Annotated in this window: 10 protein-coding genes; 9 read left to right on the top strand and 1 reads right to left on the bottom strand. The window is 54.5% G+C overall.

Annotation, left to right across the window (positions count from 1 at the left end; all coding sequences use genetic code 11):
• The first annotated feature begins 30 nt into the window (after positions 1–30).
• The 8 genes from AC2IBB_RS19935 to AC2IBB_RS19900 all read left to right on the top strand — a co-directional run bounded on the left by AC2IBB_RS19935 (position 31) and on the right by AC2IBB_RS19900 (position 9,206).
• A complete protein-coding gene (locus AC2IBB_RS19935) occupies positions 31–450 on the top strand; it encodes an oxidoreductase (RefSeq protein WP_486328508.1) in 420 nt (139 codons plus the stop codon).
• Between the two features lie 155 nt (positions 451–605).
• Positions 606–1,415 carry a response regulator gene (locus AC2IBB_RS19930; RefSeq protein WP_486328507.1) on the top strand — a complete coding sequence of 270 codons (810 nt, stop codon included), beginning with the start codon at positions 606–608 and terminating at the stop codon, positions 1,413–1,415.
• A gap of 35 nt (positions 1,416–1,450) precedes the next feature.
• The gene (locus AC2IBB_RS19925; protein ID WP_486328506.1) at positions 1,451–2,302 is read left to right on the top strand and encodes an HDOD domain-containing protein; all 852 of its coding nucleotides are present in this window, start codon (positions 1,451–1,453) and stop codon (positions 2,300–2,302) included.
• A gap of 24 nt (positions 2,303–2,326) precedes the next feature.
• A complete protein-coding gene (locus AC2IBB_RS19920; RefSeq protein WP_486328505.1) occupies positions 2,327–4,150 on the top strand; it encodes an ATP-binding protein in 1,824 nt (607 codons plus the stop codon).
• On the top strand, positions 4,147–5,490 hold the full coding sequence (gene nosR, locus AC2IBB_RS19915) for a response regulator c-di-GMP phosphodiesterase, NosR family (protein WP_486328504.1): 1,344 nt from the start codon (positions 4,147–4,149) through the stop codon (positions 5,488–5,490). Before AC2IBB_RS19920 ends, nosR begins: the two co-directional genes overlap by 4 nt.
• Positions 5,491–5,502: 12 nt before the next feature.
• Positions 5,503–6,042, top strand: coding sequence for a response regulator (locus AC2IBB_RS19910; protein ID WP_486328503.1), 540 nt, complete (start codon positions 5,503–5,505; stop codon positions 6,040–6,042).
• Positions 6,043–6,223: 181 nt separating this feature from the next.
• On the top strand, positions 6,224–8,002 hold the full coding sequence (locus AC2IBB_RS19905; protein WP_486328502.1) for a sensor histidine kinase: 1,779 nt from the start codon (positions 6,224–6,226) through the stop codon (positions 8,000–8,002).
• 265 nt (positions 8,003–8,267) lie between these two features.
• Positions 8,268–9,206, top strand: a complete 939-nt coding sequence (locus tag AC2IBB_RS19900) for a cation diffusion facilitator family transporter (protein WP_486328501.1) — start codon at positions 8,268–8,270, stop codon at positions 9,204–9,206.
• Between the two features lie 71 nt (positions 9,207–9,277).
• Here the strand turns inward: AC2IBB_RS19900 and narL are convergent, their stop codons facing one another.
• On the bottom strand, positions 9,278–9,916 hold the full coding sequence (gene narL / locus AC2IBB_RS19895; protein WP_486328500.1) for a two-component system response regulator NarL: 639 nt from the start codon (positions 9,914–9,916) through the stop codon (positions 9,278–9,280).
• A 404-nt stretch (positions 9,917–10,320) separates the two neighbouring features.
• On the opposite strand from narL, the gene AC2IBB_RS19890 reads away from it, so the two are divergent.
• Entirely contained in the window at positions 10,321–11,937 is a 1,617-nt protein-coding gene (locus AC2IBB_RS19890; protein WP_486328499.1) for an MFS transporter, read from the top strand.
• Positions 11,938–12,044 lie beyond the last annotated feature (107 nt).

Raw genomic sequence — 12,044 nt, 5'->3', positions numbered from 1 at the left:
TTGTTCGGTCTCTGTTCGCCTGGGGCCGAAATGGAAGAGAAAGAATTTTATAGGGAACTGTTCAGAGGGCTTCGCGCCGTGGCGGAGTCCGCCTTTCCAAAGCGCTGCAATACCTGCGGCCGCGTCTACGAGACGGCGGAGCAGTTTCTATCTGAAACGGAAAGCATCCGACACACCCGCAGCGGCATGAAAGAATCCGAGGATGACGACGGTTCCCTGATTGTCGAAGTGTTTCGTAACTGCGCTTGCGGCTCCACATTGATGGACGTGTTCAACAATCGTCGCGATCTCTCTGAAGCAGGCCTTCGGCGTCGCAAACGCTTTGGTGATTTCCTGGAGTTTCTGGTGGCTCAGGGAATTGACCGGGAGCTGGCGCGAACTGAGCTATTGAAGGTCGCGCGGGGCATGCGCAGCCATGTCCTGGAGAAAATTCGCCCGCCTAAGATTTGATCGCAACCTGCTACAGCCCCCCCTGACCATTCCCGACGACGATGCGTTGTCATCCCGCCGCTGTCCTCGCGAAACCCGTGGGGCGACGTTTGCGCAACAGCATATCGCTACTACACTATGGGGAGAGAGTTTGGAAGGAATCAAAGAGACTGTTAGTGGATACAGATCAGCCCCCCGACGCCCTTTTACTGGTGGACGATGAAGTTAATATTCTCAGGTCCCTGACGCGGCTGTTCCGTCGCGAAGGATACCGGATCTTAACCGCCAACTCCGCTCAGGAAGGCCTCGACATACTGGCGCAGGAACCGGTGGCGGTGATTCTGTCGGATCAGCGTATGCCGGGCATGACTGGGTCGGAAATGTTCAAGGAAGTGAAGTCCCGCTATCCAGACACTATTCGCTTGATCATGAGCGGTTATACCGAACTGGAGAGCATCACCTCCGCCATCAACGACGGCGCCGTCTACAAGTTTCTGCTCAAGCCCTGGGAAGACGATAAGCTGTTGCAGCACATCCGCGAGGCGTTTTCCATTCACGAGCTGAAAAGCAAGAACGCCCGCCTGAACGAGCAGCTCAAGGAACTGAACCGTCAGCTGGAGCAGAAGGTGGAAGAACAGAATCTGGAGCTAATACTGAACGTGCGCTCGCTGCGCGCCTCTCAGGAAATTCTCGAACACTTGCCTGTCGCCATCGTCGGCGTGTCTGACGACGGTATGATCGTGGAGGTGAACGCCGCCGCTCGCGGCCTGTTGGGCGAAGGGTTACAGGTCGGCATGTTCGTGATGCAGGTGTTTCCGGAAGATGTCTTTCTCAGTTACATGGAGGCGGTGAAATCCTCTGTCGGGGAGGTGGTGCAAGTGGCGGCGGCGATCGGCGGCCAGTCCACGCATCTGCTGATTAAACGTTTCAGCGGAAATTTCAACGTTTCAGGCACCGTCATGGCGATGCTGTCCGCAGAAGGATAATTGGCGTCATGCGGATTTAATCAGGAGAGAAGGATATGACCTGGAATGTGGAGGAGATCAAAACCAAACTTTCCGAGCTTTCATCACCCAACCCGGAAATCGAAGCCATCATCAAAATGATGGATGACGGCATTAGCGACCTGGGCATTATCGGTAAGAAAGTATTGGCTGACCCTGTGCTGGCCGCGCGCATTCTGCAACTCGCCAACAGTTCGTTCTACGGCTTCACCAAGGAAGTGAAGGACGTGGACATGGCCTGCGTCATTCTCGGCGCCAACACCATTCGCAACCTGATTTACACGCTGGTGGTGCTTTCCCGCTTCAACGGGCCCCGGCAGGACTCGCAACTTGACTACACGCAAATCTGGCGACACAGCCTGATGACCGCCTGCATCGCCCAGGAGTTGTCGCGGCGTCAGGGCATTGACTTTCTGACCGCTTTCACCGCTGGCCTGTTCAACAATCTGGGGGTGGTGTTGATGGACTATTTTTACGGCGACGAAATTACGGAATGTGTGAAAGTCGCCCGTCAGGAGAAGAAGCATCTGGTGTCTTCCGAGCGCGGTATCCTCGGTAAGGACCATCGCACGCTGTCTGCGATTGTATTGGAGTGCTGGTCGTTCCCCCAGGAAATTGTTCAGGTATTAAACGCCGGCAGTGAAATCAATACTCCCATGGCGCTGGCGATTAGTTTAGGCGATGTTCTCGCCACCAGTATTGTCGGCAATTGTATCGCCGGGGTGCAGTTACACTGCATTGCGCCGTGCAAAGTGGAAGAGACCGGCGTGGATATCGCGGAGATGCCCGCAATGGCCCTCAACGGTCTGAAGCTGTTCAAGGAGTTAGCGTCGGAGTTTATTCCCAAAGGCAAGAAAAACGGCTCCTGAGCCCTGTTAGATAGGAAATAAGGAATGTTGCTTTATAAGGTTGTTCATGACGCTGGCGGTAATCAAGGCAATATCAGTGAGCTGCTGGAGGCGTTGTTCGCTGAGGACGAAGGCGTATCGGTCAGCTGGATGTGGCTGGACCCGCAGAGTCAGTATATTGCGCAACACCTGCAAAGCTCAGTTATTTCGTTTCGCTTCAAATGGGGTGAGGAAGCGATAGGCTGCGTGCGCGATCGGGTTGAAGCGTCGGAGCCTAACGCCTGGATCGACTTTGAGCTGCCATTGCCCAACGGGAGAGTTCTGCACGGCTGGCATATCAAGATCAAGCTGAGCGAGAGCGCTTCCAGCGCCATTGCAGTGTGTGCGGATGAACCGTTCAAACTATCCGAGAGGCTGGACAGCAAACTGAGCTGGGCGATGACCACTCTTGGCCTGACCCGACGCAACGAAGTTCTGCAGTACCAGCTGACCGACCTGCAGAAGTTGATGCTGTTCCAGGTTGTGTGGGCGGAAACCCTGGAATGGATCAAAGGGGTGGAGAACGAAGACGATGAGTTCTTCCGTGAATTGCTGGTGCGATTGGAAATTGTCACGGGCGCCAGTGGTTCCGCTCTGGAATTACGAGGGCAGAGGGGGGAGCCGTCACAGTGGCTGGAGAAGGGCCTGACCCTGGCGAAGCTGAAGGATATCGCCGCCGCCCTCGGCGATGAATCGATTCTGGAGTCCGAGAAGTCGCTCTGTCTGGCCGATCTTAGCGAAAAATGCAGGCCGGCTGGCAATTGCCATGACATTGATCAGTTGAATATTTTTCCTATCCAGACTGGCGACGGCGTTTGTAAAGGCACGCTGTATCTCGCCAAGAGCAAGGGGAAACCTGTGTTTTCTCTGGCGGACGAGATGTATATCTCACAAATGGTCAGCCAGGCCTACAGCGGCTTTGAGAAAAATGCGCTGTTGGCGGAACTGGAAAAAAGCAATCAGCAACTGGTGCTGGAGCGGCAACAGCAGGAGAAACTGATCAGCCAGTTGCAGGACACCCGCGCGCAGTTGCTGCAATCGGAGAAGCTCGCCTCGATTGGCCAGCTGGCGGCTGGGGTGGCGCATGAAATCAACAATCCCATCGGCTACGTCAGTTCTAATCTGACCACTCTGAATGAATACATCAGCACGTTGTTTGAGCTGCTGGATGAAATCGAAGAGCGTCTCGGCGGCGATAAGGCGGAGGTGAAGGCGATCTTCAAGGAGCTGGAGGAGAAATACGAAACCGAATACATTCGGGGCGACGTCACAGATTTGATGAAGGAGTCCAACGAAGGCATTTATCGGGTCAAGCAGATCATCCAGTCGTTGAAAGACTTCTCACGACCGGATACCGGGCAGTTCGAGCTGGGCGACCTGAATCAGTACATCAATAAGACCCTCAACATTGTCCACAATGAAATCAAATACAAAGCGGAAGTCATCAAGGATTTCGGCAATCTGCCCAGAATCGAGATGGTGGAGTCGCAGATTGGCCAGGTGATATTGAACCTGGTCGTCAACGCCGGTCATGCAATTGAACATAATGGCGTTATCAGGGTGTCCACCAAAGTTGTGGAGGATGGATTCATCTGCGTCTCCGTAGCGGATAACGGCAGCGGCATCGCCAAGGAAAACCTGTCCAAACTCTACGACCCCTTCTTCACCACCAAACCGGTGGGACAGGGCACCGGCCTCGGTCTGGCGTTGTCCTACGGCATCGTCAACAAGCACCATGGACGTCTGGAAGTGGAGAGCGAATTGGGAAAAGGCACGACGTTTTACGTCTATCTGCCCGTTAAGCAACCAAAACAGGGAGAGGAGCAATGACTCAAGACCTGGCTTCGCCGGATTCCGCCTCGCCTGCGGCGTCTGACGCGGACGTTGATTATGTGTTGTTTGTCGACGACGAGAAGCCGATCCTCTCCTCCATTCAGCGTTTACTGCGTAAACAGGATTTTAAATGTCTGTTTGCGGAGAGCGGAGCGGATGGGCTTAAAATTCTGGAGTCGCAGCGGATCGATCTGGTGATCTCCGACATGCGCATGCCGAACATGGACGGCGCGCAGTTCCTGTCTCAAGTGAAATCACGCTGGCCGCTGACAGTACGCATGTTACTGACTGGCCACTCGGACATCTCCGCGACAGTGACCGCCCTCAACGAGGGGGGGATCTACCGGTACATCAGTAAGCCCTGGGACGACGAAAACCTGATCGAAGTGATCCATGAAGGGCTGCGCATTCGACGTCTGGAGCGCGAGAAGAAGCGCCTGCTCAATGTCACCCAGCAGCAGAATCGCGAACTGCAGAAGTTCAATAAAGATCTGGAAAAAATGGTCGCCGCGCGCACTGAGGAAGTGCGCCAGACTGCGGATATGCTGGAGCTGGCATACCAGCAACTGAAAGACAGCTATGACGATTTCGTCAGAGTGTTCTCCACGTTTATTACCAGCCGCGGCTTTCTGATCAAGGGGCATTCGCAGAGCGTGGCGGACTTGTCTAAAACTATTGCGGAAGCCATGGAGCTGCCGGAAGCGGACGTCAAACATATTTATTATGCCGGCCTGTTGCACGAAGTGGGCAAGCTCAGCCTGTCCGATGACGTGTTGAGCCGCGCGGAAGCCAAACTGACCCGGCAGGATTCAGTGGAGTATCAACGTTATCCGCTATTGGGGGAAATGGCGCTGACGGCCATTGCGGAGCTGGAGCCGACCTCCCGATTTATCCGAAACCATACGGAATACATGGACGGCAGCGGCTTTCCCGACAAATTGAAAGGCGACGCCATTCCCATGGGGTCGCGCATTATCCGTGCGGTGCGCGACTTTGTGGGGCTGCAAAGCGGATTGATGCGTACCGACGCCATGACCAAGGACGACGCCTTCAAACTGATACAGGACAACTCTGGCAAACGCTACGATCCACTGGTGGTGAAACTGCTGGCGCCGCTGGTGGACAGCTATACCGGCGACGACGTGTTGCCCCATGAGGACAAATTGGGGGTTGGCGCTCTGGTTCCCGGCATGCGGTTGTCCAGGGACTTAAAAAACACCAATGGCATTCTGCTCATCGCCAAAGGCCATGTGCTGACGGAAAAAATCATCGAAAAAATGCTGTCGTTGGAGAAGCTGGAAAACCGCAAACTCAGCGTGTTTGTAATGAAAAGATAGGCGGGTGTCTATATGGCTACATTGGCGATTATTGACGACGAAGAAAATGTGCTGCGCGCCTTGCAGCGCATATTACGCAAGAAGCCCTGGAAAGTGCTGGCTTTCAGTGACCCCTATGAGGCCATCGACGCCCTGAAGAAAGAACCTGTGGATCTGGTGATTTCCGATTACCGAATGCCGGAAATCAATGGTGTGGAATTGCTTAACTCCCTCAAGGAAATACGTCCGGAAGCGTTGCGTATTCTGTTGAGCGGCCAGGCGGATATTGACGGCGTCACCTCGGCCATCAACGACGCGGAAATTTATCGCTTTATCTCTAAGCCCTGGTCAGACGAGGACCTGCTGATGACGCTTGAGAATGCGTTGGAGCATAACGCTCTGGTGCGTGAAAACCGTCGTCTGCTGGATTTGGTGCGCAAACAGGAGGGCGCGCTGAAAAAACAGTTGGAGGAACTGCAGCGGCTGGAGGCGGCCACTCCGGGCATTACTCAAGTAAGCTGGAATGAAGACGGCAGTATTGACCTGCTGGACGAGGACTTTGACGAACTCTGAGCGCGGGATAAGGGGGGATGACGAAGACTCCTGAGCGGTGAACGTTACGGTTATAGGGAAGAGATTGAATCTGGGTGGGTCAAGCATCTCCCGGCCGTGCGACGTCCTCAGATGAGGGGGGATGTAAGAGTCGTATGGGAAATCTGGGCATGGATATAGTAGGGCATGGAAATAGTAGGGCATGGATATAGTGTTGAACGCGGGCTATTTTCGCAGACTCAGACTGACCCGGCGCTTAATGGTCGCTATCGCCGGGGCGCTGTTGCTGTTTTACGGAGGCTTCGCTGTCTACACATTGTCCAGCCTGAAAAAACAGGTGTACGAAGACTTTTACGCTCGCGCCGACTATCTCATGGAAATCGCCGTTCAGGCGAACGCCCAGAACATGTGGGACTTCGATCTGAGTAAAAGCAATCAGTTCGCCAAGTCCCTGTCCAAAGATCCCATCGTCAGCGCGGTCATTTTCGAGGTGTACGACGCCGTGCAAAATGGCGGCAGCTTCTTTACCGGGAATGTCGGCGGCATTGAGGAAGTGCGACAGCGCTCTCCCAGCCTGGATGTACTGGAGCCGGAGCCCGGCCGCTATGTGTTCCGTGAAGAACGCGAAGTAGTCTGGGAAAACTCGGTGATTGGCCGGGCATACCTGTATTTCAGCGACCACCCCGTACAAGCCAAACTGGAGGAACAGACCGCCAGCTTTATCCTGGCTTTGCTGGGCTTCTTGCTCCTGTATCTGCTGGCGCTTTTTTATATCTTCAGTCACTGGTTCAGCCGGCCGTTTTTGCGGATGCACCAGTTGGCTGTCAGTCTGGGGGGCAGTCTGGATAAGTATCGCCGCGACATGGAGCAGGGCGACCAAGACGAAAAGGCCCTGCCTGATCTGGGAAAGCTGTTGCAGCAGAATGACATCGATACGCATCGGGAAGATGAGATGGGGGACTTTATCCGCGCATTCGCCCAGGTGATGCAAGCGTTCACAGTGGTGGCTTCGGAACTGTCGCAGCGCTCCCAGCATGTGGGCAAACTGAACGAAGAGCTGGAAAACCGCATTCAGGAGCGAACCTGGGAGCTGAAACGCGCCAACGCCAGCCTGCAGGAGTCTCTGGAATCGTTGCAAGTCACCCAATCGCAGATGGTGCAGCAGGAAAAGCTGGCGTCCCTGGGACAATTGGCGGCGGGCGTCGCCCATGAAATCAACAACCCCATTGGCTATGTCGCCAGTAATATCAATCGACTGAAGGAGTATTACTCTGATTTTGAAAAGCTGTTCCAAGTGGTCGAAGCGCATCATGACCGAATGTCTATAGAGGTAGCGACGGAATTGGACCGGGTGAAAGATGAGATCGACTACGAGTTCCTGAAAGATGATCTGCCGGAGCTGTTGCAGGATTGTCTTGAGGGCAGTCGCCGGGTGCAGGAAATTGTCGAAAACCTGAAGAACTACTCCCGGGTGGACCAGGGCGACGTACACCTGGATTTTAATATCAATGATGTTATCACCAGCACGCTCAAACTGGTGTGGAACGAGCTGAAATATGATTGCGATGTGGAGACCGACCTACAAAACACGGAGCTGACCTGCGGCAATCAGGGACAGATCAATCAGGTGGTTTCCAATATCCTGGTCAACGCCAGCCACGCCATCAAAGAAACCCAGCGCCATGGCAAGGTGCGCATTCGCACCCACAGTGACTCAGAGTGGGTGTATGCGGAAGTCTCCGATACCGGCTGCGGCATACCTCAGGAGATCGTCTGCAAGATCTTCGATCCATTTTTTACTACCAAGCCGGTTGGCAAGGGCACCGGGTTGGGATTGAATATTTCCTACGACATCATCGTTAACAAGCATCGCGGCGATATCAATGTGGAGAGCCGGCCAGGCGTGGGCTCCACTTTCATCATCAAACTTCCGGTCGCCCAACGCAAAGCGCAGCCTGAGCGGCCTTCTTCAGCCGCCTGAGGCGGATTTTCTTTGAGGGAAAATTAAGCCTATTGTCAGGCGCTAAATTTCCTTAGAATCCCATGCTTCATGAGAAGGCGGGAATCTCACTCGTTATGTCGCTTTCCCTATTCATAAAAAGAACTATCAATCAGGCGGATCGCCCAACATTGATCCACTTACACTGCGTGCGACGCATGAAAACTTGAAATACGTGCGTTGATTGACAAGCAATCGTCGATAGACAACAAAACACTGACAGATTTAGAAAAGGAGACCCGTACGCATGGCGTCAGGTTCTAAAAAAGTGATATATGCGGCCCTGGTCGGCAACGCCCTGGTCGCACTCACCAAGTTTGCGGCGGCGGCCTTTACCGGCAGCTCGGCCATGTTCTCCGAAGGGGTTCACTCTGTGGTGGACACCGGCAACCAGGTGTTGCTGCTGCACGGCATGAAGCGCTCACAACGGCCAGCTTCGGAAGACTTCCCATTTGGCCATGGCAAGGAGATTTATTTCTGGTCCTTTGTTGTGGCGATACTGATTTTCGCCCTGGGCGCAGGCATCTCCATTTACGAAGGCGTTGAGCATATTCTACACCCGCAAGCGGTGGAGAATCCGATGGTCAACTATGTCGTTCTGACTCTGGCGATCATATTTGAAGGATTCGCCTTTGGAATGGCGGTCAAGGAATTCCGCATCGCCAAAGGGCGGATGGGTTATGTGGAGGCTGTGCAACGAGGCAAAGACCCCTCTCTGTTTGTCGTGCTGTTTGAAGACGCCGCCGCCATGCTGGGCCTTCTGGTGGCGCTGGGCGGCATCGTTATGGGACAGGTTACCGGCAATCCGGTATACGACGGCGTGGCCTCAGTCACCATCGGTTGTATCCTCGGCCTGACGGCCTTGTGGCTGGCGGTGGAAACCAAAAGCCTGCTGATTGGTGAGAGCGCCAACAAGAAAGTAGTGAAGTCCATTCGTGAAATGACCCATGCGGCTCCAGGCGTGGAGCATGTCAACGAAGTACTCACCATGCATATGGGGCCGGACTTTGTGTTGGTGAACATCTCGGTGGACTTCAAGGACAGTGTTTCCGCGGGTGAAATTGAAACCTGCATCGCCGCCCTCGACGAGCAGATCAAGATGACTTTCCCCGAATGCAAGCGTGTTTTCGTGGAAGCGGAAAGCCGTCGCAAAAAGGTCGTGGCGGCTCCCGCTGTGGACGTGTAGCTCCATCTGACTCTGACAGCGGACCCGGATGGCTCCGCTGTTTTCGCAACGCGCTGGAATCGCCTGCGCGCTTACGCCTTGCGATTCACCAGCCACACTGCCGCTTCGACCCGTGAACGCATCCCCATCTTTTTGAGAATATGTTTAACGTGGACCTTTACAGTGCCATCGGAAATATTCAGATCCCGGGCGATGACTTTGTTGCTGTGCCCTTGGGCGATGCGGGTGAGGATCTCATATTCGCGACTGGTTAATGATGCGGTGGGATCAACGGCTTCAACGGGTTTGCGCAGGGCGGAAGCGAGAATTTCAGTCAGACGCTCGCTGATCGCCATTTTACCAAGCGTAACTTGCTTGATTTTCTCCAGAATGTCTTCCGGCTCCATATCTTTTAAGAGATAACCGTCTGCGCCGGCGCGGAAACAGTTCACCACATCGGCTTCGTTATCGGAGACTGTCAGCATGATGACGCGAGAGTCCACGCCAGCGGCGCGAATGGCGCGTAACGTATCCAGGCCGTCCATACCCTGCATATTGAGATCCAGTAGAATCAGGTCAGGCTCCAGTTCTTTCGCCTTGGTCAGGCCTTCCTCGCCGTTCTTGGCTTCGGCGACGATATCCAGCTCATCCTCCATTTCAATCAACTGGCGGATGCCTTTGCGAAACAGGGGGTGATCGTCCACCATCATGATCGTTGCTTTATCGCTCATCTCAGCTTCACCTTGTCATTCTTTTCATTCACGCCCAGCGTTATCTGACGTTTTTCAGCATAACACGAACTCAGAGCCGCCCCTGCGACGGCGCGATAGGGACTTGATCCATATCAGGTTTACCAACGATGACCCTGAGCTGCGCATACCGAAGACGTACCGCTTTGGCGCCGGATACGCCTACCTCATTGGGGGTATCGAAAGTCTTGCACAGATTCTCGGAAATCGCCCTAACTCTATGAAAATACAGCAAATGGTAGCGCGATTTAAAGTCGCTTGTTAGCAGATCACCCACACGGCCCCGATCTTAAACGCTACCCCCTCCGGAGCATTGTCGCCCCCTCTGTTTATAAAGATAGTTGAGCCGAAGATTATTTTTCAGGCCCAACGCAGAGGTAAGGCATATGGCGGACATCACTGCTGGCTGGAATCCGGAGGACAGTGGGTTCTGGCAAAAGACAGGTAAGAAAGTGGCGAACCGGAATTTGTGGATTTCCATTCCGAGTTTGCTGTGCGGCTTCGCCGTATGGTTGTACTGGGGCGTTATCACAGTACAGATGTTGAATCTGGGTTTCCCGTTTCAGGCGTCGGAGTTATTTACGCTGATGGCGATCTCCGGTCTGACCGGCGCGACATTGCGTATTCCCAGCAGCTTTTTCATCCGGCTGTGCGGCGGGCGCAATACGATCTTTTTCACAACGGCTTTGCTGATGATTCCCGCAATCGGCGCCGGCATCGCGTTACAGAGCAAAGAGACGCCTCTCTGGGTGTTCCAGGTGCTGGCGTTGTTGTCTGGTCTGGGCGGCGGCAACTTTGCCTCATCCATGTCCAATATCAGCTTTTTCTTTCCCAAGAAACAGCAGGGACTGGCGCTGGGGTTAAACGCCGGGCTTGGCAATTTTGGCGTCACCACCATGCAGATTCTGGTGCCGCTGTTCATGACCTTCGGCGCATTCGGTGTAGCGGGCGGCGATCCTATGACCCTTGTGAATCCGTCAGGCACCCTGATCGGCAAGGTTCCGGCGGGTTCTGAAACCTGGATTCAAAACTCCGGCTTCGTCTGGTTGCTGTTCCTGGTTCCACTGGCGTTTGCTGGCTGGTTCGGCATGAACAACATTCGCACCGACGAGGTGTCGCCAGATATTGGCGGACCAGTGGGCGCTTTCTCCAAGATCACCTTCATGCTGCTCATCGGCTTCCTGACTTCTGTGGTCGGGCTCTGGCTGATGCTGCCCGAATCTGCGAACGGCGCCGGGTGGGGCGTTCCTAAAGAACTGGTGCTGGTAGGCGTTATCGCCGCCACGGTGTTCCTGCTCAAGTTGTTGCCGGGCCAGATCCGCAACAGTCTGAGTCGTCAGTATCGCATTTTCGGCAATCGGCACACTTGGGTGATGAGCGTCATATACACCATGACCTTCGGCAGCTTTATCGGCTACGCGGCGGCGTTCCCCTTGGCGATCAAAGTCATCTTTGGTTATAGCCATGTGATGGTGGATGGGGTGATGACGCACAATACTGTTAATCCCAACGGTCCCAGCGCTCTGATGTACGCCTGGATGGGGCCCTTTATCGGCGCGTTGATTCGTCCGGTGGGCGGCTGGATCTCCGATAAATTCGGGGGCGCGCTGGTTACGCAGATCTGCTCCCTGGTGATGGTGGTATGCGCCCTGGCGGTAGCTTATTACATGAGCGCAGCCTACAACTCAGCGACCCCGGAAGAGTTCTTTGCGCCTTTCTTTATATTGTTCCTGGCTTTGTTCGCGGCGTCAGGCATTGGCAACGGCTCTACTTTCCGCACCATCGCCATGGTGTTTCCGAAAGAGCAGGCGGGCCCTGTACTGGGTTGGACATCTGCGGTGGCGGCCTACGGCGCTTTCTATATTCCTCAGGTGTTCGGCGAACAGATCAAAGCCGCCACACCAGAATACGCTTTGATAGGTTTCGCCGTGTTCTATGCGGTATGCGTCCTGGTGAACTGGTTCTTCTATCTGCGCAAAGGGGCCGAGTTTTATAACCCTTGATTCCCGAGTCACTCCTGCGGAGTGGAGTTCCGTCCCGACGTTCACGCAGCTGGGACGGAACCTTGACCTTGGCGCGCCTTTGGGCGCGCTTTTTTAGTGAATGGAGA

This window comes from Hahella sp. NS-SX17 (assembly GCF_057367735.1).
The sequence above is the reverse complement of the archived record's forward strand: the minus strand, read 5'-3'. Positions and strand labels throughout refer to the sequence as shown.